Origin of the sequence: Salmonella sp. SAL04196 (genome assembly GCF_046550835.1) — a bacterium.
Taxonomy (GTDB): domain Bacteria; phylum Pseudomonadota; class Gammaproteobacteria; order Enterobacterales; family Enterobacteriaceae; genus Salmonella; species Salmonella enterica.
The window spans coordinates 170,896-192,387 of record NZ_JBGDXE010000006.1 but is presented as its reverse complement, the minus strand read 5'-3'; the positions used below and the strand labels follow the sequence as shown (position 1 = coordinate 192,387).

The following is a 21,492-nucleotide window of genomic DNA, read 5'->3' as shown; positions in this document are numbered from 1 at the left end:
TGGAGCGGGAAACGAGACTCGAACTCGCGACCCCGACCTTGGCAAGGTCGTGCTCTACCAACTGAGCTATTCCCGCAAATTTGTTGCTGTCGTAATTCGCATTTCTGCGTCGTTACGGGAGGCGCATTATACGAGAAATCCATTTAGCTGCAAGCCCCTGAACGCATTTTTTCGCGATTTTTGTTTGAATGCTGATTAAATCACCAAACAAGACAAAAAACGAGCAAAGCGTGCGCTATGCAACAAAAAACTTTTCACGCCACGCCTAAAGGCACAGAATCAGAATAGCACCCTGCGCCAAAAAAAGAATAGCACGGTGACCACAACATCCAACTGATATCAGGGATCAAGATGAAAAAAAAACTTATTGTCATGCTGTTAGCCAGCCTCTCCGTTCACGCCGCTTCCGTTTCCGCCAGAACATTACATTTTGGCACCTCTGCCACCTATGCGCCCTATGAGTTTGTCGATGCCGATAATAAAATTGTTGGTTTCGATATTGATGTCGCCAACGCGGTCTGCAAAGAGATGCAAGCGGAGTGCTCATTCACTAACCAGAGCTTTGATAGTCTGATCCCCGGCCTACGCTTCAAAAAGTTTGATGCGGTGATCGCCGGTATGGATATGACGCCCAAACGTGAGCAGCAGGTCTCCTTTAGCCAACCCTATTACGAAGGTTTATCGGCGGTAGTCGTCACGCGTAAAGGGGCTTATCACACTTTTGCCGATCTGAAAGGCAAAAAAGTCGGTCTGGAAAACGGTACAACGCATCAGCGCTATTTGCAGGATAAACAACAAGCCATCACGCCTGTCGCCTATGACAGCTATCTAAACGCCTTTACCGATCTGAAAAATAACCGTCTTGAGGGCGTGTTTGGCGATGTCGCCGCGATTGGTAAGTGGCTAAAAAACAATCCGGATTACGCCATCATGGATGAACGCGCCAGCGATCCTGACTACTACGGAAAAGGGTTAGGCATTGCGGTACGCAAAGGCAACGACGCGCTATTGCAAGAAATTAATGCCGCGCTCGATAAGGTGAAAGCGTCGCCGGAATATGCGCAAATGCAAGAGAAATGGTTTACGCAGTAATTCAGTGGCGGGAGAGCTGCCGGATGAGACGCTCTGGCGTTGCCATCCGGCATGTTACGCCTCACAGCTTAATGAAATGCTCGCGGTAGTAAGCCAGCTCCGCCACCGACTCGCGAATATCATCCATCGCCTGGTGCGTGCCCTGCTTGGTAAAGCCGGCCAGAATCTCCGGCTTCCAGCGGCGCGCCAGTTCCTTGAGCGTACTGACATCCAGATAGCGATAGTGGAAGTAGGCCTCCAGTTCCGGCATATATTTAAACAGAAAACGACGATCCTGACCGATGCTGTTACCGCAAATCGGCGACTTACCCGCAGGCACCCACGTTTTCAGAAATTCAATCGTCGCCAGTTCAGCGTCTCGTTCGCCCATCGTACTTGCCTTAACGCGATCTACCAGGCCGCTACCGGTATGGGTGCGCACGTTCCAGTCATCCATTAACGCCAGTTGCGCATCGGATTGATGTACCGCAATCGTCGGCCCTTCCGCCAGAATGTTCAGGCTGGCATCCGTCACCAGCGTGGCTATCTCAATAATGCGATCGCGCTCGGGGTCCAGACCTGTCATCTCCAGATCGATCCAAATCAGGTTGTTTTCATCGGCACTCATGCTATTTTCCACCCTTCAGAGGTCACATTCACTGTGACTATATTCATCTACAATTGCGTGTATCATAGATGTTTTGCCCACTATGGGCGACCAGGAGCCAGTACGATTGAGCAAAAATAAACTCTCCAAAGGCCAGCAGCGCCGTGTGAACGCCAATCACCAGCGTCGTTTAAAAACGTCCGCGGAGAAAGCCGACTACGATGACAACCTGTTTGGCGAGCCTGCAGAAGGTATCGTCATTAGCCGTTTTGGTATGCATGCCGATGTGGAGTCTGCTGACGGCGAGGTTCACCGTTGCAATATCCGCCGCACTATCCGTTCGCTGGTGACGGGCGATCGCGTCGTCTGGCGTCCGGGCAAAGCCGCCGCAGAGGGCGTCAACGTAAAAGGCATCGTTGAAGCGGTGCATGAGCGCACCTCGGTATTGACGCGCCCGGACTTCTACGACGGCGTGAAGCCTATTGCCGCCAACATTGACCAAATCGTTATCGTCTCCGCGATTTTGCCGGAGCTGTCGCTGAATATCATCGATCGCTATCTGGTCGGCTGTGAAACCCTACAGGTTGAGCCGCTTATCGTACTCAATAAAATTGATCTGCTGGACGACGAAGGTATGGACTTCGTTAATGAGCAGATGGATATCTACCGCAATATCGGCTATCGCGTGTTGATGGTCTCCAGCCATACGCAGGATGGTCTGAAACCGCTGGAAGAGGCGTTAACCGGTCGCATCAGTATTTTTGCCGGGCAGTCCGGCGTCGGAAAATCCAGTCTGCTAAACGCTCTGCTCGGCTTACAGAACGAGATTCTGACGAACGATGTGTCGAATGTCTCCGGTCTGGGTCAACATACCACTACCGCTGCTCGTCTGTATCATTTCCCGCATGGCGGCGATGTCATTGATTCCCCCGGCGTGCGCGAGTTCGGCTTATGGCATCTGGAGCCGGAACAAATCACCCAGGGCTTTGTCGAATTTCATGACTATTTGGGACATTGCAAATACCGGGACTGCAAGCATGACGCCGATCCAGGCTGCGCCATTCGCGAAGCGGTAGAGAACGGCGCTATTGCGGAAACCCGTTTCGAAAATTATCACCGAATTCTTGAAAGTATGGCGCAGGTAAAAACGCGTAAAAACTTTTCTGATACGGACGACTGACAGATACGCTAGGCGTCGTTAGAATCGTCCCCTTTTTTCAGGATACCGGTATAACTGCCGGTTCAGGAACAACAATGGCCTGGAGGCTACCTTGTTAAACTCATTTAAACTTTCGCTACAATACATTCTGCCGAAACTATGGCTCACTCGCCTGGCGGGCTGGGGCGCAAGCAAACGAGCAGGATGGCTGACAAAACTGGTTATCGATCTCTTCGTAAAGTATTACAAAGTTGATATGACTGAGGCGCAAAAACCGGATACCGCCAGCTATCGTACGTTCAATGATTTCTTTGTTCGTCCGCTGCGTGATGACGTGCGTCCGCTCAATACCGATCCTAACATCCTGGTTATGCCTGCCGACGGCGTGATAAGCCAGTTAGGTCGTATCGAAGAAGATAAAATTTTGCAGGCCAAAGGCCATAATTACAGCCTTGAGGCGTTGCTGGCGGGTAACTACCTGATGGCGGATAAGTTCCGCAACGGCACGTTTGTGACCACTTACCTCTCCCCTCGCGACTACCATCGCGTGCACATGCCATGCAACGGCATCCTGCGTGAAATGATCTACGTACCGGGCGATCTGTTCTCTGTTAACCATCTGACCGCGCAAAACGTCCCCAACCTGTTTGCCCGCAACGAGCGCGTTATCTGTCTGTTTGATACCGAGTTCGGTCCTATGGCGCAGATTCTGGTCGGCGCAACTATTGTCGGCAGTATCGAAACCGTCTGGGCGGGAACCATTACCCCGCCGCGCGAAGGCATCATCAAGCGCTGGACCTGGCCAGAAGGCGAACATGAAGGGTCTGTCGCCTTGTTGAAAGGCCAGGAGATGGGGCGCTTTAAACTGGGTTCCACGGTCATCAACTTATTTGCGCCGGGGAAAGTGAATCTGATCGCGTCGCTGGCAAGCCTGTCCGTTACCAAAATTGGCCAACCGCTGGCGACGTCGACCGAAACATTCGTCGCGCCGGAGGTAGAACCTGCTCCGCTGCCGGCAGAAGAAATTAAAGCCGAACACGACGCCAGCCCGCTGGTTGACAATAAAAAAGACGACACCTAATCAAGAGAGAATGCTGACGTGCGCCTGATTATCGCTTTTCTGATGGCCTGGTGCCTCAGCACGGGGGCGTTCGCCGCAACGGCCCCCGACGCCAAACAAATCACGCAGGAACTGGAGCAGGCAAAAGCGGCGAAGCCCGCTCAGCCGGAAGCCGTTGAGGCGCTCCAGACTGCTTTAAACGCGCTTGAAGAGCGAAAAGGCTCGCTTGAGCGCGCGAAACAATATCAACACGTTATTGATAATTTCCCTAAGCTATCCGCCACCTTGCGCGCCCAGTTGAATAATCTGCGCGATGAGCCTCGCAGCGTACCGCCAGAGATGTCCACCGAAGCGTTAAATCAGGAGATCTTGCAGGTTAGCAGCCAGCTACTGGATAAAACCCGCGAGGCGCAACAGGAGCAGGAGCGCGTCAGGGAGATCGCCGACTCGCTCAGCCAGCTTCCCCAACAGCAAAACGATGCCCGCCGCCAGCTTAATGAGATTGAGCGACGGCTCGGCGCCGCAGGCGGAAGTGCCGCGCTTAGCCAGGCGCAAAGTCTCAGTATGCAGGCGGAGTCCGCCAAACTAAAAGCGTTAGTCGACGAACTGGAGTTGGCGCAACTGTCCGCCAACAACCGGCAGGAACTGGCTCGTCTGCGTTCCGAGCTGGCGGAAAAACAGAGTCAGCAATTGGATGCGTATCTTCAGGCGCTGCGCAATCAGCTCAATAGCCTGCGCCAACGTGAAGCGGAACGCGCGCTGGAAAGCACTGAGCTGCTGGCGGAAAACAGCGCCGGTTTGCCGGAAGGCATCGTCGAACAATTTAAAGTCAACCGCGAGCTGTCACAGGCGCTCAATCAACAAGCGCAGCGGATGGATCTGGTCGCCTCGCAGCAGCGACAGGCCACCAGCCAAACGTTACAGGTGCGCCAGGCGCTCAATACGCTGCGGGAGCAGTCGCAATGGCTTGGCGTGTCCAACATGCTTGGCGAAGCGCTGCGCGCGCAGGTCGCCCGTCTGCCAGAGATGCCTAAGCCGCAGCAGCTTGATACGGAAATGGCGCAGCTACGCGTCCACCGTATGCGCTATGAAGAGTTACTCAATAAGCAGCCGCAGCTACGGCAAATACGTCAGGCCAATGGACAGCCGCTGACCGCCGAGCAAAACCAGATTCTTGACGCCCAGCTTCGCACTCAGCGCGAGCTGCTCAACTCGTTGTTACAGGGCGGCGATACGCTGATCCTGGAGCTGACCAAACTGAAAGTCTCCAACAGCCAACTGGAGGATGCGCTTAAAGAGGTTAATGAAGCGACCCACCGTTATCTGTTCTGGACCGCTGACGTTAGCCCGCTATCGCTCTCCTGGCCTGTTGATTTGGTTCAGGATTTACGCCGGCTTATCTCATTAGATACATTTAATCAGTTAGGTAAAGCCAGCATCATGATGCTGACCAGCAAAGAGACGCTACTGCCGTTATTCGGCGCGCTGGCGCTGGTCGGGTTTAGCCTCTATTCACGCCAACACTTCAACCGGTTCCTTGAGCGCTCGGCCTCGCGCGTCGGGAAAGTCACCCAGGATCACTTCTCGCTGACGCTGCGAACGGTGTTCTGGTCGATTCTGGTGGCCTCGCCGCTGCCGGTCTTGTGGGCGACGCTCGGCTATGGTCTACAGGAAGCCTGGCCGTATCCGCTGGCCGTCGCCATCGGCGATGGCGTGACGGCGACAGTACCGCTGTTGTGGGTAGTCATGATTTGCGCTGCGTTTGCCCGCCCTAATGGTCTGTTTGTGGCGCATTTCGGCTGGCCGCGAAACCGGGTAGCGAAAGCGATGCGCTACTACCTGATGAGCATTGGGCTGATCGTGCCGCTCATCATGGCAGTGATCATGTTTGATAATCTTAACGATCGGGAGTTTTCCGGCTCGTTGGGCCGCCTTTGCTTCATCCTGATATGCGGCGCGCTGGCGCTGGTCACGCTGAGTCTGAAAAAAGCGGGCATCCCGCTCTATCTTGATAAAGAAGGCAACGGCGACAACATGGTCAACAGCCTGCTGTGGAATATGTTGATGGGCGCGCCGCTTATCGCGATTCTGGCGGCGGCGGTGGGTTATCTGGCCACGGCGCAGGCGCTACTGGCGAGACTGGAAACCTCGGTCGCCATCTGGTTCCTGTTGCTGGTCATCTATCACGTCATTCGCCGCTGGATGCTGATCCAACGACGCCGACTGGCTTTTGACCGCGCCAAACATCGTCGGGCGGAAATGCTGGCGCAGCGCGCGCGCGGCGAAGAAGAACCGGCGCACTCCTCCAGCCTGGAAGGCGCGGTCGACATCGATGAAAGTGAAATCGATCTTGACGCTATTAGCGCTCAGTCGCTGCGTCTGGTCCGCTCAATTCTGATGCTTATCGCCCTGCTATCGGTAATTGTACTGTGGTCGGAAATCCACTCGGCATTCGGCTTCCTGGAGAATATTTCGCTGTGGGATGTCACCTCTACGGTGCAAGGCGTGGAAAGCCTGGAGCCGATTACCCTCGGGGCGGTGCTCATTGCGATTCTGGTCTTTATCATCACCACGCAGTTGGTGCGTAATCTGCCTGCGCTGCTGGAACTGGCGTTATTACAGCATCTCGATTTAACGCCTGGTACCGGTTACGCCATCACGACCATCACCAAATATCTGTTAATGCTGATTGGCGGGCTGGTCGGTTTCTCAATGATCGGCATTGAGTGGTCGAAGCTACAATGGCTGGTTGCCGCGCTCGGCGTTGGGCTTGGTTTTGGCCTGCAAGAAATTTTCGCTAACTTTATCTCCGGCCTGATTATTTTGTTTGAAAAGCCGATTCGTATCGGCGATACGGTGACCATTCGCGATCTCACTGGCAGCGTGACCAAAATCAATACCCGCGCCACCACCATCAGCGACTGGGATCGTAAAGAGATTATCGTGCCGAATAAAGCCTTTATCACCGAACAGTTTATCAACTGGTCGCTGTCTGACTCCGTTACGCGCGTGGTGTTAACCATCCCGGCGCCAGCGGATGCCAATAGCGAAGAGGTGACGCAAATTCTGCTGACGGCGGCGCAGCGCTGTTCTTTGGTGCTGGACAACCCGCCGCCTGAAATCTTTCTGGTGGATCTCCAGCAGGGTATTCAAATTTTCGAACTGCGTATCTATGCCGCGGAAATGGGACACCGTATGCCATTACGCCATGAGATCCACCAATTGATTCTGGCGGGCTTCCGCGAGCACGGTATTGATATGCCGTTCCCGCCGTTCCAGATGCGTCTGGAGAGTCTCGGCGGTAAACAAACGGGGAGAACGTTAACGTCAGCGGGTAAAACCAGCCGCCCGGCGGGCAGTTTGTAGCGCATGATCCAGGCAAGAAATGCCGGATGCGACCCGTCGGGTCTTATCGGCAATTAATCTGTAGGCCCGATAAGCTTGCGCCATCGGGCATTTCATCGCAGCTCACAGACATTTTCGGACTTATTATGCGTCCAGATCGGCAACAGGCAGGTTAATTTCGCTATAGCGCATTCGGAATAAATCGCCGTAACCCACCAGTTCTCCGCGAAATACGAGGCATCTTATAACATACGCGCAATAAATATCCGACACATGTTTCCACTTATCCTCATCGCGATCCCTTAACGTGCCAATAGTCATTCCTACTACCATCGCAACCTTTCGACGTGCAACATGAACGGAAGAAAGAATAACCTTTTCTATTTCAAGGATATCTTCCGGAGTAAAATTGAGTGCCTTAACCTCATCTTCCGTGATAATCGGGTCTCTCGAACTATCATTCATAACGTTCTCCATCGGGCAAGAAATGCCGGATGCGACCCGTGGGGTCTTATCCGGCATACGGCCTTTACTCCGCCGCCCACTCCGGATCAGCGCTCATGCGGCTGCTGTAATTCTGATAAATCGCCATCGCCAGCAGCGAGAAGAAGATCGGGCCGCCGATCATCCACAAGGCGCTGTCCCAGTCCCCAGCTTCAATCACTGGCTGGATGATGGTAAAGACGTTGGCAAACGTCACCACCAGCACCACAACACCCGTCGCGACCAGGGTAGAGGCTTTGGTTTTAAAGAGAACAAATGGCCGCTCCAGATCCTGACGCGCTTTAAAGAAGGGAAATGCCAGCGCAAGGAACAGGTATGGCAAGGTCATTGAGACGTTCGCCATCAGCGTGAGTTTGTTATAAAACGCCGATGCGGTGTCACCGCCAAAAGAGACCAGCAAAATAAACAGACTCACCAGCACGCACTGTAGCCACATAGCGGTCGCCGGCATACCGTTAGCGTTCAGTGTCGTCATCGGCGCGGGCCACAACGCTTTTGGCGTCCCCTGAATAATGGCTTTCAGCGGTGAATAGCTCAACGTAAAAAACGCGCCGGTATAAGCCAGAAACATAGAAAGGCCGGTGATACGCGCAAACCAGACGCCCACCGTCATCGCTGCGTCCGGAGAAAGGTTTAACGCGTTACCTAATGTCGTGCCTAAACTCGACATCAGAATGTAGGTGATATTCCCTAAGTTAACGGCGCTATTACTTAATATCTGTTGCCAGTTAGTGCTGACGCCCCATAAAAAGATCGCCAAAGAATAACCAATTGAAATCACAATAGCCGCGAAAACAATACCTTTCGCAAAATTCTTTTCCGGTTTCTCGGTTTTATCCACCAGTCCGCCGACAGCCTCAATACCGCCGTAAGCAAAAATAGCAAATACCACAAATGACAACATTGCCAGGCCGGAGTGATAACCCGGATTCGGTGACGAGGTAAAATTAATTTCTTGTGCAAAATGCCCACCATTTAATAACAAAATAGCGACACTCACTAACAATAAAACTAAATTAAGACACATTACGGCAATACCTCCGACCGCCGTAATTCGCGCAATTTTATTGATCCCTCTGGCGGCGACACACGTCACCAGAATCATCCAGCCGACGGCGAGCAGCCCGACAACCTGCGTAGGCTCAAGCCCTGCAATACGCCAGTGCTGCGTCATATCGGCGCCAAAAACAAAAGTAGAAAACGGTACCCAAATTTTTGCCGCCGTACTTACCATCCATATGACATACGATGAAAACCACATAAACGTGCCAATAAACGCGTAACGTGGCCCCACGCTATTATTCATCCACGAATAGATCCCGCCCTCTTCTTTGCGATAAGCGGAACCCATTTCAGCCATCATTAAGGCGAATGGAATAAAAAACAGCAAGGCAGAAAATATATACCACGGGATTGCGCTATACCCCATTAAATAAAACGCCGACGGGCTATTCGCAAAACCAAAAACAGAAGTAAAAATCATCAGGATAAGCCCAATAAGGCTCATCTTTTTTATCGTGTGGGTCATTCAACCATCCCTTACGCTCGAGCGCGTTTGCCAGACGCCGCTCACCGATTGACGCCGCCTTCTTTTTTACAAAGGTCAGCGATAAAAAAATCAACACAGGATTGATACCTAAATGGCATCAAAGTTCCAGCCTTATGTTGTGGCAAACAGAGGATAATTGAAAAAATATGCTACAAAATGGCGCTTATTGCGCCATTTTATCTCGCGAAAGAGTGAATTTCAGATTTACGCCCGATCGACCGTAAAAGCAATCACGTCCGCCAGGCTTTCTGCTCCCAGCGCCAGCATCACCAGACGATCAACACCCAGCGCCACGCCGGAACAATCCGGTAGACCGGCGGCCAGCGCATCCAGTAGATTTTGGTCAATCGGCTGCTGCGGCAGACCGCGCGCGGCGCGCTTACGATTGTCCTGTTCAAAGCGCTGTTGTTGCTCACGTGCGTCCGTCAGTTCGTGGAAACCATTCGCCAGCTCAATACCTTTGTAGTACACCTCAAAGCGCTCGGCGACGCGATGATCCTCGGTACTGATTTGTGCCAGCGATGCCTGACTGGCCGGAAAGTGATAAATAAAGGTCGGCTTTTCTTTACCTATATGCGGCTCAACCCCCATCGTGAACAGCAGTTGCAGCAACGTATCACGGTCTTCTTCCGTATCGGCGATATTGCTTAAATCAAGCTTTGCCGCCGCCTCACGCAGTTGCGTTTTATCTGCTGATAACGGGTCAATCTCCAGATGGCGCTGAAACGCCTGTTGATAGGAGAGACTTTCCGCAGGTTGACAATCCAGCACTTGCTGAAGCAAATCATCCACTTCATTCATCAGGCGGTACATATCGTAATGCGGGCGATACCACTCCAGCATAGTGAATTCCGGATTATGATGTCGTCCCATCTCTTCATTACGGAAACTGCGGCATAGCTGGAAAACCGGACCGCACCCTGCCGCCAGCAGGCGTTTCATATGGTATTCCGGACTGGTCATTAAATAGAGGTTGATCCCCTGGGAATGGCCAGGTCCGACGAAACGCGTTTCGAACGGGAACAGATGAATGTCTGTGACCGTCGCCTGACTCATGCAGGGCGTCTCAACCTCAAGCACTCCACGATCGGCAAAGAAACGACGGATTTCCGCCATAATCGCCGCACGTTTTAATAAATTGGGGATGGACGCGCTCGGCTGCCAGGTTGCCGTTTCGCTCATGATTCTTTCTCCAGTTTAAGACAAGGTCACGAAGTCTACTCGCAACGCGCGGGCGAAACAAATTTTGCGCAGGCGTATCGGGCGCCTTCTGGAGGGTAAAAAAAGTGATTTCAGATGGTTTAGTAATTAAATTAATCAAAATCAATGATAATTCATCCCTCTGATACGCTAAAAAAATCGAACACGTCAAATTTCCCTCACATCCCTGAGACTATACTGTTGTACCCATAAAGGAGCAGTGGAAACGCATTCATACTTCGCAGAACCCAGAGGCTTTATCTGGCTGCGCGAGGGTGAAATTACAATAATCTGGAGGAATGTCGTGCAAACCTTTCAAGCCGATCTTGCCATTATAGGCGCCGGTGGCGCGGGATTACGTGCTGCAATTGCTGCCGCACAGGCGAATCCCAATGCTAAAATCGCACTGATCTCAAAAGTGTACCCGATGCGCAGCCACACCGTCGCTGCCGAAGGGGGTTCAGCCGCTGTCGCCCAGGATCATGACAGCTTTGACTACCATTTTCACGATACGGTAGCAGGCGGAGACTGGCTGTGTGAGCAGGATGTCGTGGATTACTTTGTCCACCATTGTCCCACTGAGATGACGCAGCTGGAGCAATGGGGCTGCCCGTGGAGCCGCCGTCCGGACGGTAGCGTTAACGTGCGTCGCTTCGGTGGTATGAAAATCGAGCGTACCTGGTTCGCCGCGGATAAAACCGGCTTCCATATGCTGCATACCCTGTTCCAGACTTCCCTGCAGTTCCCGCAAATCCAGCGCTTTGACGAACATTTTGTGCTGGATATTCTGGTTGATGACAACCATGCGCGCGGCCTGGTGGCAATGAATATGATGGAAGGCACGCTGGTGCAAATCCGTGCCAACGCCGTGGTAATGGCGACAGGCGGCGCAGGCCGCGTATACCGCTATAACACCAACGGCGGCATCGTCACCGGCGACGGGATGGGCATGGCGCTGAGCCACGGCGTTCCGCTGCGTGATATGGAATTCGTTCAGTATCACCCGACCGGCCTGCCAGGTTCCGGTATCCTGATGACCGAAGGTTGCCGCGGTGAAGGCGGTATTCTGGTCAATAAAAATGGCTACCGTTACCTGCAAGACTACGGCATGGGCCCCGAAACGCCGCTGGGCGAGCCGAAAAACAAATATATGGAACTGGGGCCGCGCGACAAAGTATCCCAGGCTTTCTGGCACGAATGGCGTAAAGGCAACACCATCTCCACGCCGCGCGGCGATGTGGTTCACCTCGACCTGCGTCATCTCGGCGAGAAGAAACTGCATGAACGTCTGCCGTTCATTTGCGAACTGGCGAAAGCCTATGTCGGCGTCGATCCGGTTAAAGAACCGATTCCAGTACGTCCGACCGCGCACTACACCATGGGCGGCATTGAAACCGACCAGAACTGTGAAAGCCGTGTCAAAGGGCTGTTTGCCGTTGGCGAATGCTCCTCTGTTGGCCTGCATGGCGCGAACCGCCTCGGTTCCAACTCACTGGCGGAACTGGTGGTATTTGGTCGTCTGGCTGGCGAACAAGCAATGGAACGCGCTGCGACGGCAGGCGCCGCAAATAGCGCCGCGCTCGACGCCCAGGTTGCCGATATTGAACAACGTCTGAAAAATCTGGTGAACCAGGAAGGCAACGAAAACTGGTCGAAGATCCGCGATGAGATGGGTCTGTCTATGGAAGAAGGTTGCGGTATTTACCGTACCCCGGAACTGATGCAGAAAACCATTGATAAACTGGCCGAGCTTCAGGAACGTTTCAAGCGCGTACGTATCTCCGATACCTCCAGCGTGTTCAACACTGACCTGCTGTATACCATCGAACTGGGTCATGGTCTGAACGTGGCGGAATGTATGGCGCACTCTGCGCTGGCGCGTAAAGAGTCCCGCGGCGCGCATCAGCGTCTGGATGAAGGCTGTACCGAGCGCGACGATGTGAACTTCCTCAAGCACACCCTCGCCTTCCGCGATGCTGATGGCACGACCCGTCTGGAATACAGCGACGTGAAAATCACCACCCTGCCGCCAGCCAAACGTGTTTACGGCGGTGAAGCGGAAGCAGCCGATAAGAAGGAGAAGGCGAATGGCTGAGATGAAAAACCTGAAAGTTGAGGTGGTGCGCTATAACCCGGAAACCGATACCGCGCCGCACAGTGCTTTCTATGAAGTTCCTTATGATGAAACAACATCGCTACTGGACGCGTTGGGCTACATCAAAGATAACCTGTCGCCAGACCTGAGCTACCGCTGGTCCTGCCGTATGGCGATCTGTGGCTCTTGCGGCATGATGGTCAACAACGTCCCTAAACTGGCGTGTAAAACCTTCCTGCGCGATTACACCAACGGTATGAAGGTGGAAGCGCTGGCGAACTTCCCGATTGAGCGCGATCTGGTTGTCGATATGACGCACTTTATCGAAAGCCTGGAAGCGATCAAACCGTACATTATTGGCAACTCTCGCACGCCAGATCAGGGGCCGAATGTCCAGACCCCGGCGCAAATGGCGAAGTATCACCAGTTCTCCGGTTGCATCAACTGTGGTCTGTGCTACGCCGCGTGCCCGCAGTTCGGTCTGAATCCTGAGTTTATCGGACCGGCTGCGATTACGCTGGCGCATCGCTATAACGAAGATAGCCGCGATCACGGTAAGAAGGAGCGTATGGCGCAGTTGAACAGTCCGAACGGCGTATGGACCTGTACTTTCGTGGGCTACTGCTCCGAAGTCTGTCCAAAACATGTCGATCCGGCTGCGGCCATTCAGCAGGGTAAAGTGGAAAGCTCGAAAGACTTTCTTATCGCCACCCTGAAACCACGCTAAGGAGTGCAACATGACGACTAAACGCAAACCCTATGTGCGGCCGATGACGTCCACCTGGTGGAAAAAACTGCCGTTTTATCGCTTTTATATGCTGCGCGAAGGCACAGCAGTGCCGGCAGTCTGGTTCAGTATTGAACTGATTTTCGGTCTGTTTGCGCTCAAACACGGCGCGGAATCCTGGATGGGATTCGTCGGCTTTTTACAAAACCCGGTGGTAGTGATCTTAAACCTGATCACCCTGGCGGCCGCGCTGCTGCACACCAAAACCTGGTTTGAACTGGCGCCGAAGGCGGCCAATATCATTGTAAAAGACGAAAAAATGGGGCCAGAGCCAATCATCAAAGGGCTTTGGGTGGTCACTGCGGTAGTCACCGTAGTCATTCTGTATGTTGCCCTGTTCTGGTAAGGAGTCCCGGATGATTAATCCAAACCCAAAACGTTCTGATGAACCCGTATTCTGGGGACTGTTTGGCGCAGGCGGTATGTGGGGCGCGATCATCGCGCCGGTGATCGTGCTACTGGTTGGCATCATGCTGCCGCTGGGGCTATTTCCGGGCGATGCCCTGAGTTTTGAGCGCGTACTGACGTTCGCCCAAAGCTTTATTGGTCGCGTTTTTCTGTTCCTGATGATTGTGCTGCCGCTATGGTGTGGCCTACACCGTATGCACCACGCGATGCATGACCTGAAAATCCACGTGCCCGCGGGCAAATGGGTCTTTTACGGTCTGGCGGCAATCCTGACCGTTGTGACGGCGATTGGCGTTATCACTCTCTAAGTTGCCACGACGCCCTCTTATCTACCCGATAAGAGGGCGTTTTTTCTTTTCCTGCCTCTCATTTTCCCGCCAGGTTCTACACTTAGAAAAAACACTGGAAGGAAAATCTTATGCGCATTCTGCCCGTCGTTGCTGCAGTTACGGCCACATTTCTGGTCGTCGCCTGTAGTTCGCCTACTCCGCCTAAAGGCGTTACCGTGGTAAATAACTTTGATGCCAAACGTTACCTCGGCACCTGGTATGAGATCGCACGCCTCGATCATCGATTTGAACGTGGACTGGAACAAGTCACGGCCACCTATGGTCTGCGTGACGATGGCGGGATTAATGTCATCAATAAAGGCTATAACCCGGATCGGGGAATGTGGCAAAAAACAGAAGGCAAAGCGTATTTTACCGGTAGTCCAAACCGCGCCGCGCTCAAGGTCTCTTTTTTCGGCCCGTTCTACGGCGGCTATAACGTGATTGCGCTTGACCGGGAATACCGTCATGCGTTGGTGTGCGGCCCGGATCGCGACTATCTGTGGATACTCTCTCGCACGCCAACGCTTTCTGAGGAAATAAAACAGCAAATGCTGGCCGTCGCGACCCGGGAGGGGTTTGACGTCAATAAATTAATTTGGGTAAAACAATCAGGTTCGTAGCAATGTCAGCGACGAATTAATGCGCACTGAGTTTTAGCCCAATGATACCCGCGACGATCAAGCCAAGACTGAGCAAACGCGCCGGTGAGGCAGACTCGCCCAGCAGAAGGATACCGGTGATTGCCGCCCCGACGGCGCCGATGCCGGTCCAGATGGCGTACGCCGTTCCAACGGGCAGCGTTTTCATTGCCCAGGAAAGTAACGCCATACTGATAACCATGGCCGTAATGGTGATAATACTGGGGGTCAGACGAGAAAAACCGTGGGTATACTTCAGGCCGACAGCCCATACCACTTCAAGTAAACCAGCGATTAATAGAATGATCCAGGACATAGCAGGCTCCAGATAATTAATGGGGCCGTCCCCGGTGAGAATAGCGTTTACAGGTCGTCCTGTAACGTACACGGATGAAAAGCCATTTTTGCCTGAGAGAAAATGAATTTCAACCTTTTTATTTTTTTCCGTCTAAAGGCGGGAATTGGCCCTTTTAAGCCGCGTAGTTTTCGCATTTAGCGCCCACAGGAGTTCTCTATGATGGAACGCCTTCTGGGAAAGAAAGTGCTTTATCTACTTCCGGGTGCAAAAAACTATGTTGAAAATTTTAGTGATAGACCGATGCCACTTTACCCGTACGGGCATGGAGGCCTGGCTTAATCACACTGATGTGCTCAGTTCTTCACTGCTGGTATCCGGGATGAATAACCTTATACTGGCGAAAGAACATATTCTGCAATGGAAGCCCCATCTGGTTATCGCTGATTTATATGGTTTTCTCAACGATGCCTTACCCGAACAGCCTATCAATGCATTTTTTGCCGCCTGCAGGATGACGCCGTTGGTATTATTACAGTCAGGGAATATGCCGTACAGACCGCAATATGCCAGTCATGCGGTGTTATCTAAACACACGCCTTTACATGAGCTTGCACAACGAATTAAAGGAGCGCTATATACTCATCCACTGCAGGAAGCGCCGGAAAGCGCCACGCCATTGCTCTCTCCGCAGGAGGAAAAGGTGCTCGCGATGTGGACGGAAGGCACCAGCAATAAAGAGATTGCGTATGCGCTTGGCATTCACGGGAAAACGGTTTACACCTATAAGCGTAATATCCGTATGAAACTTCATATGGATAACCGGTATTCTCCCTTTCTTATGCTTCCGGAGAAAATCGATTAACGGTACGACGCCATGCCGTACCGTTGATGATTACTGCTGAGCTCTGGTTGCAGCGCCAGAGATCGCACTACCACCGTCCGAGATGTCCTCGCCCACGCCGCGCGTGGTATTACAAGCAGTTAATACAGTGGAAAGTACCAAAACAGAAAAGATCGCTGCAATTGTCTTTTTAACCATAATGTCTTCCTTTTCTAGCCAATGTTGTTTGTGTATAGCAACTTAATAATAGACAACATCCCAGAAAATGACGGGCGATCGACTAATTTTAGGAAGACGAGAAGCGATTAGCTGGCTGCGCGGGAGATGGCGTGGCCAAGATGCTGAATATCTTCGCCGAAGCCGCGGGCGGTATTACATGCCGTTAATAATGTGCCGGTAAGAAGAACCAGCGCGACAAGGCAGATAAAGCGTTTCATCATTGAGGCGCGAAAAATAGGATGGCGCAGCATACGCTGCACCATTTTTCCCGATAACGTAAATTATTTTACGCGGGATACGTATTCGCCGGAACGGGTATCGACTTTGATCACTTCGCCAATCTGCACGAACAGCGGAACTTTAACCACTGCGCCAGTAGACAGCGTGGCTGGTTTGCCGCCAGTACCTGCGGTATCGCCCTTCAGACCTGGGTCGGTATCAACAATTTCCAGTTCAACAAAGTTCGGCGGAGTGACAGAGATAGGCTGACCGTTCCACAGGGTTACGATGCATTCCGCCTGATCCAACAGCCATTTTGCGTTGTCGCCGATAGCCTTGGCATCTGCAGACAGCTGTTCGAAGGTTTCGTTGTTCATGAAATGCCAGAACTCACCGTCGTTGTACAGGTAAGTCAGGTTCATATCGACTACATCCGCGCCTTCTGCGGAATCGGTCGATTTGAAGGTTTTCTCAACGCGCGTGCCGGTCAGCAGACGGCGCAGCTTAACGCGGGCAAACGCCTGGCCTTTACCCGGTTTCACGAATTCACTGGATTCAACCGCATAAGGTTCGCCATCCAACATGATTTTAAGACCGGAACGAAAATCGTTGCTATAGTAAGTCGCCATAAGGCCCTCTGAAATTGTTAACTGGTAGCTAAGCCACAAAATGGCGCATATTGTAACCCTAAATACCCCATTGCGAGAAGATTGGTTAGCGCAACTTGCCGATGTTGTGACCAATCCCGACGAACTGCTGCATCTTTTACAGATTGAAGCTGATGAAAACCTCCGGGCAGGACAGGACGCCAGGCGCTTGTTTGCCCTCCGCGTGCCGCGCGCTTTTATTGCGCGCATGGAGAAGGGCAACCCTGACGATCCTCTGTTACGTCAAGTGCTGACGTCCCGGGATGAATTTATTGTCGCCCCCGGTTTCTCCACCGACCCGCTGGAAGAGCAACACAGCGTGGTGCCAGGATTATTGCATAAATACCAAAACCGGGCGCTATTGCTGGTAAAAGGCGGATGTGCGGTAAATTGCCGCTACTGTTTCCGTCGTCACTTCCCGTATGCGGAGAATCAAGGCAATAAGCGCAACTGGACAGTCGCGCTGGAGTATATCGCCGCACACCCGGAACTGGATGAGATCATCTTTTCCGGCGGCGATCCGCTGATGGCGAAAGATCATGAGCTGGACTGGCTGCTCACGCAACTGGAAGCCATTAAGCACGTCAAGCGGCTACGCATCCACAGTCGGTTGCCTATCGTCATCCCGGCACGCATTACTGACGAACTGGTCGCCCGCTTTGACCAGTCACGTCTGCAAATTTTGTTGGTGAACCATATCAACCACGCTAATGAAGTGGACGAGGCATTCTGCCTGGCGATGAAGAAACTGCGCCACGTGGGCGTCACGCTTCTCAACCAGAGCGTCCTGCTGCGTGGCGTGAATGATAACGCGCAAACGCTGGCGAATCTGAGCAACGCGCTATTTGACGCCGGCGTGATGCCCTATTACCTGCATGTGCTGGATAAAGTGCAGGGCGCCGCGCATTTTATGGTCACCGATGACGAAGCCCGGCAAATCATGCGCGAACTGCTCACGCTGGTATCCGGCTATATGGTGCCAAGACTGGCGCGTGAAATCGGCGGCGAACCGAGCAAAACACCGCTGGATTTACAGCTTCGGCAGTGCTAATCCTCGCGGGCGCGTCAGGGACGACGAAAAATATTACCGCGCAATATTACGAGGAGATTCCCCCACGATTCTCCTCACCCTCTGGCGAGGATAAACTAACCTTCGTTAAATACACCTTTCCGCTACTCTCTTTTCAATAAAGTCCGTTTTAGGACTCGCTTAGCGTGTACTGCATTTTCGAATTATACTGGTTCTCCTTTTTATAGGACGGCATAAACAATTTATATATCAAATACATTGCAGTAAAACATTTAATTATTTTATATTTGTGGAGAATTGACATGGCCTTAACGATTAAGGGACTAAATACCGGCGTTATTCGTCACAATGATAAGTTTATCGCGCTGGCGCTTAAGGTGAAGTCACTGAGAAATAAAGAAACACTGCTTTTCTTTCCTGTGCTCGCGCTGCGAGACTTGTTGATCGGCCTTGAACACCGGCTTTATTTACAACACTCGCTTCCGGAACAAGAGCAGGAAAAACGCCAGAAAGCCAAAAGCAGTCATGTGCTTAAAATGCATGAGAATATTCCGGCAATACTCCGTGAAGAGCTGGAAAACGCCGATGTTAATCAGCGTGTTGAATCTTTAGCGTTGAGCGATAATACAGAAAAAGTATTAACCTTTACGTTAAAGCTGCACAATGGTAGCCATCTTGATTTACAGGTCGGTGAGTGGCAGGTTGAAGTTCTGGTGATGGCTATTATTCACGCCATTAATAATGCCGAAATGCGTGAGCTCGCATTGCGTATTTCTTCAATGCTGGACTTTTTACCATTATACGATGCTGACTGCCTGGAAAACGGTAATATCGAATTCGATACCTATAACCAGCCTGACTGGAAACATAATCTGTATAACCATTATTTAGCGCTCGTTTATCGTTATACGGATGAGGCAGGACAATCGCATGATTGCGGCACCATCATTAAGACCCGCAGTCAGTCAGGCTCTAAAGAAGCTGAAGCGATATCACGCCGCTTGCTGAATTTCAGCCCGCGTCTTAAAAAGCTGGAAGGAAAACCGTGTAAGGTTTTTGTCAGAACGCTTAGAACCGGTAAAGCAGCGCGTCTGACGCAAGATCAATGCATGCGCGCGTTGCATAATCTACGCATGGCATCATCGCAGGAAAAACGCTAACCATATTGCCCTCTGAATCTTTCAGAGGGCGTTACGATTCAGACATATCAGTTCGGACATTTATAAACCTGGCCGTTCATCTCGCTGGCCGTCGGGACAAAACTGGACAACATGCCCTGCGACGGACTACTTACGCCATACAGCACGTTTCCACCCATCGCGGCCGCCTGATTACGCAGATCGTTCGCTGCGCCACGCATTGAGCCACCCTCTTCGCCGTGCTGGCCTGAAAACCAGTTACTCTGTTTACCGGTTGCCGTACCAATAAGCTGGCATTCCGCGCCTGGCTTATCTTCGACAAAGCGTACATTTTGGCCGGCAGCGGTAAGTTCGTTGCTGGAGCTACAACCCGCCATCAGCAGCGCGGCGCCAACGATCCCTGCTAAATATTTCACGTGCATGTTATTCCCCATAATCAATGAGCTGGACGTTTTGTCCGTATCTGAATCTTATACTAAAAAGATGACTAAAAGAAAAACCCCCGGTCATTTCTGCCCGGGGGTTTCTCAATTCTGGGAGATAAGCACCCAAATCATTCTGGTTGCAGGAAGGCGGCCAGTTTGTTAATCCCCAGTCACTTACTCAAGTAAGTGACTGGGGTTAGCCAACGCATCTGCAGCCTGAAGGATGCAGAGTGTGGGCAATTACATCATGCCGCCCATACCACCCATACCACCCATGCCGCCAGCAGCGCCTAAATCAGGAGCATCGCTTTTCGGCAGGTCGGTCACCATGCACTCGGTAGTGATCATCAGACCAGCCACAGAAGCCGCGTACTGCAGCGCAGAACGGGTAACTTTGGTTGGGTCCAGGATACCCATATCGATCATGTTGCCGTATTCTTCAGTTGCTGCGTTGTAACCGTAGTTACCGTCGCCGCCTTTAACGGTGTTAGCGACAACAGACGGCTCTTCGCCGCAGTTCAGCACGATCTGACGCAGCGGAGCTTCCATTGCGCGCAGCGCAACTTTGATACCCACGTTCTGGTCTTCGTTCTGGCCTTTCAGGTCAGCAATTTTAGAAGCAACGCGGATCAGCGCAACGCCACCACCGGCAACCACGCCTTCTTCTACCGCAGCACGGGTCGCGTGCAGGGCATCTTCAACGCGGGCTTTCTTCTCTTTCATTTCAACTTCGGTCGCAGCGCCAACTTTGATTACCGCAACGCCGCCTGCCAGTTTCGCTACGCGCTCCTGCAGTTTTTCACGATCGTAGTCGGAGGTCGCTTCTTCAATCTGCTGACGGATCTGAGCAACACGGCCCTGGATTGCAGCTTCTTCACCCACGCCATCGATGATGGTGGTGGTGTCTTTGTTGATCACAACGCGTTTCGCCTGACCCAGGTCTTCCAGGGTTGCTTTTTCCAGCTCCATACCGATCTCTTCAGAGATTACGGTACCGCCGGTCAGGGTAGCGATATCCTGCAGCATCGCCTTACGACGATCGCCGAAGCCCGGTGCCTTAACCGCAGCCACTTTCACGATGCCACGCATGGTGTTAACAACCAGGGTAGCCAGCGCTTCGCCTTCAACATCTTCTGCGATGATCAGCAGCGGTTTGCCTGCTTTTGCAACGGCTTCCAGAACCGGCAGCATTTCGCGGATGTTGGAGATTTTCTTATCAGCCAGCAGGATGAACGGGCTTTCCAGTTCTACTGCGCCAGTTTCCGGCTTGTTGATGAAGTAAGGAGACAGGTAGCCGCGGTCAAACTGCATACCTTCAACCACGTCCAGTTCGTCCTGCAGACCGGTACCGTCTTCAACGGTGATGACGCCTTCTTTCCCGACTTTATCCATCGCTTCCGCGATCAGTTTACCTACGGTTTCGTCGGAGTTAGCGGAGATAGTACCTACCTGAGCAATCGCTTTGGAGTCGGAGCACGGTACGGACAGGGCTTTCAGCTCTTCAACCGCAGCAGCAACCGCTTTGTCGATACCACGTTTCAGGTCCATCGGGTTCATGCCCGCAGCAACGGCTTTCAGGCCTTCGGTAATGATGGACTGCGCCAGTACGGTCGCGGTGGTGGTGCCGTCGCCTGCAGCGTCGTTCGCTTTAGAGGCAACTTCTTTCACCATCTGCGCGCCCATGTTTTCAAACTTGTCTTCCAGTTCGATTTCACGCGCTACGGAAACACCATCTTTAGTGATAGTCGGCGCACCGAAAGATTTATCCAGAACCACGTTACGGCCTTTCGGACCGAGGGTTACTTTCACTGCATCTGCCAGTACGTTTACGCCGCGCAGCATTTTCACACGAGCGTCGTTACCGAATTTTACGTCTTTAGCTGCCATTTTCTCTTTCCCTTAAATTCGTATGTTCAGTG

Annotated in this window: 22 protein-coding genes and 1 tRNA gene; 12 read left to right on the top strand and 11 right to left on the bottom strand. The window is 52.4% G+C overall.

What is annotated here, in order from left to right:
- Window positions 1–76: transfer RNA gene (locus ACLJPE_RS19430), tRNA-Gly, on the bottom strand.
- 275 nt (window positions 77–351) lie between these two features.
- Here ACLJPE_RS19430 and ACLJPE_RS19425 point away from each other — a divergent pair.
- Complete coding sequence (locus ACLJPE_RS19425) at window positions 352–1,092, top strand: arginine ABC transporter substrate-binding protein (protein WP_000727892.1); 741 nt, start codon at window positions 352–354, stop codon at window positions 1,090–1,092.
- 61 nt (window positions 1,093–1,153) lie between these two features.
- Here the strand turns inward: ACLJPE_RS19425 and orn are convergent, their stop codons facing one another.
- Window positions 1,154–1,699, bottom strand: coding sequence for an oligoribonuclease (gene orn, locus ACLJPE_RS19420; RefSeq protein WP_001271546.1), 546 nt, complete (start codon window positions 1,697–1,699; stop codon window positions 1,154–1,156).
- A gap of 106 nt (window positions 1,700–1,805) precedes the next feature.
- Here orn and rsgA point away from each other — a divergent pair, with 106 nt between their 5' ends.
- The 3 genes from rsgA (at window position 1,806) to mscM (ending at window position 7,263) form a co-directional block, all read left to right on the top strand.
- Window positions 1,806–2,858 carry a small ribosomal subunit biogenesis GTPase RsgA gene (gene rsgA, locus ACLJPE_RS19415; RefSeq protein WP_000041945.1) on the top strand — a complete coding sequence of 351 codons (1,053 nt, stop codon included), beginning with the start codon at window positions 1,806–1,808 and terminating at the stop codon, window positions 2,856–2,858.
- Window positions 2,859–2,949: 91 nt separating this feature from the next.
- On the top strand, window positions 2,950–3,918 hold the full coding sequence (asd, locus tag ACLJPE_RS19410; RefSeq protein WP_000934949.1) for an archaetidylserine decarboxylase: 969 nt from the start codon (window positions 2,950–2,952) through the stop codon (window positions 3,916–3,918).
- Window positions 3,919–3,936: 18 nt separating this feature from the next.
- A complete protein-coding gene (gene mscM, locus ACLJPE_RS19405) occupies window positions 3,937–7,263 on the top strand; it encodes a miniconductance mechanosensitive channel MscM (protein ID WP_001236755.1) in 3,327 nt (1,108 codons plus the stop codon).
- Between the two features lie 123 nt (window positions 7,264–7,386).
- On the opposite strand, the gene ACLJPE_RS19400 is transcribed toward mscM, so the two are convergent.
- From ACLJPE_RS19400 to epmA, 3 genes are all read right to left on the bottom strand, one after another.
- Complete coding sequence (locus ACLJPE_RS19400) at window positions 7,387–7,707, bottom strand: hypothetical protein (RefSeq protein WP_023215141.1); 321 nt, start codon at window positions 7,705–7,707, stop codon at window positions 7,387–7,389.
- Window positions 7,708–7,771: 64 nt separating this feature from the next.
- The gene (gene yjeM, locus ACLJPE_RS19395; protein ID WP_000149872.1) at window positions 7,772–9,274 is read right to left on the bottom strand and encodes a glutamate/gamma-aminobutyrate family transporter YjeM; all 1,503 of its coding nucleotides are present in this window, start codon (window positions 9,272–9,274) and stop codon (window positions 7,772–7,774) included.
- A gap of 225 nt (window positions 9,275–9,499) precedes the next feature.
- On the bottom strand, window positions 9,500–10,477 hold the full coding sequence (epmA, locus tag ACLJPE_RS19390) for an elongation factor P--(R)-beta-lysine ligase (protein ID WP_000004794.1): 978 nt from the start codon (window positions 10,475–10,477) through the stop codon (window positions 9,500–9,502).
- Window positions 10,478–10,799: 322 nt separating this feature from the next.
- Between epmA and frdA the strand changes: the two genes are divergently transcribed.
- The 5 genes from frdA (at window position 10,800) to ACLJPE_RS19365 (ending at window position 14,737) form a co-directional block, all read left to right on the top strand.
- Window positions 10,800–12,590, top strand: coding sequence for a fumarate reductase (quinol) flavoprotein subunit (gene frdA, locus ACLJPE_RS19385; RefSeq protein ID WP_001192952.1), 1,791 nt, complete (start codon window positions 10,800–10,802; stop codon window positions 12,588–12,590).
- Window positions 12,583–13,317 (top strand): fumarate reductase iron-sulfur protein, encoded by a 735-nt coding sequence (gene frdB, locus ACLJPE_RS19380; RefSeq protein ID WP_000829509.1) that lies wholly within the window; start codon window positions 12,583–12,585, stop codon window positions 13,315–13,317. The genes frdA and frdB overlap by 8 nt, the downstream gene beginning before the upstream one ends.
- 10 nt (window positions 13,318–13,327) lie before the next feature.
- Window positions 13,328–13,723, top strand: coding sequence for a fumarate reductase subunit FrdC (gene frdC / locus ACLJPE_RS19375; RefSeq protein ID WP_000208749.1), 396 nt, complete (start codon window positions 13,328–13,330; stop codon window positions 13,721–13,723).
- A 10-nt stretch (window positions 13,724–13,733) separates the two neighbouring features.
- A complete protein-coding gene (gene frdD / locus ACLJPE_RS19370) occupies window positions 13,734–14,093 on the top strand; it encodes a fumarate reductase subunit FrdD (protein WP_000609650.1) in 360 nt (119 codons plus the stop codon).
- A 110-nt stretch (window positions 14,094–14,203) separates the two neighbouring features.
- A complete protein-coding gene (locus ACLJPE_RS19365; protein ID WP_031601872.1) occupies window positions 14,204–14,737 on the top strand; it encodes a lipocalin family protein in 534 nt (177 codons plus the stop codon).
- Between the two features lie 16 nt (window positions 14,738–14,753).
- Here the strand turns inward: ACLJPE_RS19365 and sugE are convergent, their stop codons facing one another.
- Window positions 14,754–15,071 (bottom strand): quaternary ammonium compound efflux SMR transporter SugE, encoded by a 318-nt coding sequence (sugE, locus tag ACLJPE_RS19360; RefSeq protein WP_000118469.1) that lies wholly within the window; start codon window positions 15,069–15,071, stop codon window positions 14,754–14,756.
- Between the two features lie 256 nt (window positions 15,072–15,327).
- On the opposite strand from sugE, the gene ACLJPE_RS19355 reads away from it, so the two are divergent.
- Entirely contained in the window at window positions 15,328–15,915 is a 588-nt protein-coding gene (locus ACLJPE_RS19355) for a helix-turn-helix transcriptional regulator (protein WP_000912959.1), read from the top strand.
- Between the two features lie 30 nt (window positions 15,916–15,945).
- Here the strand turns inward: ACLJPE_RS19355 and ecnB are convergent, their stop codons facing one another.
- From ecnB to efp, 3 genes are all read right to left on the bottom strand, one after another.
- Entirely contained in the window at window positions 15,946–16,092 is a 147-nt protein-coding gene (ecnB, locus tag ACLJPE_RS19350; protein WP_000239598.1) for a lipoprotein toxin entericidin B, read from the bottom strand.
- Window positions 16,093–16,199: 107 nt separating this feature from the next.
- Window positions 16,200–16,334 (bottom strand): entericidin A/B family lipoprotein, encoded by a 135-nt coding sequence (locus ACLJPE_RS19345; RefSeq protein ID WP_001670700.1) that lies wholly within the window; start codon window positions 16,332–16,334, stop codon window positions 16,200–16,202.
- Window positions 16,335–16,394: 60 nt separating this feature from the next.
- Window positions 16,395–16,961, bottom strand: coding sequence for an elongation factor P (efp, locus tag ACLJPE_RS19340; protein WP_000257282.1), 567 nt, complete (start codon window positions 16,959–16,961; stop codon window positions 16,395–16,397).
- A gap of 40 nt (window positions 16,962–17,001) precedes the next feature.
- On the opposite strand from efp, the gene epmB reads away from it, so the two are divergent.
- Window positions 17,002–18,030 (top strand): EF-P beta-lysylation protein EpmB, encoded by a 1,029-nt coding sequence (gene epmB, locus ACLJPE_RS19335; RefSeq protein ID WP_017441214.1) that lies wholly within the window; start codon window positions 17,002–17,004, stop codon window positions 18,028–18,030.
- 281 nt (window positions 18,031–18,311) lie between these two features.
- Window positions 18,312–19,169, top strand: coding sequence for a YjeJ family protein (locus ACLJPE_RS19330; protein ID WP_001229229.1), 858 nt, complete (start codon window positions 18,312–18,314; stop codon window positions 19,167–19,169).
- A 47-nt stretch (window positions 19,170–19,216) separates the two neighbouring features.
- Here ACLJPE_RS19330 and ACLJPE_RS19325 read toward each other — a convergent pair whose 3' ends face one another.
- Both ACLJPE_RS19325 and groL read right to left on the bottom strand, forming a co-directional pair.
- Complete coding sequence (locus ACLJPE_RS19325) at window positions 19,217–19,570, bottom strand: DUF4156 domain-containing protein (RefSeq protein WP_000558210.1); 354 nt, start codon at window positions 19,568–19,570, stop codon at window positions 19,217–19,219.
- Window positions 19,571–19,813: 243 nt separating this feature from the next.
- A complete protein-coding gene (gene groL / locus ACLJPE_RS19320; protein ID WP_000729126.1) occupies window positions 19,814–21,460 on the bottom strand; it encodes a chaperonin GroEL in 1,647 nt (548 codons plus the stop codon).
- Window positions 21,461–21,492 lie beyond the last annotated feature (32 nt).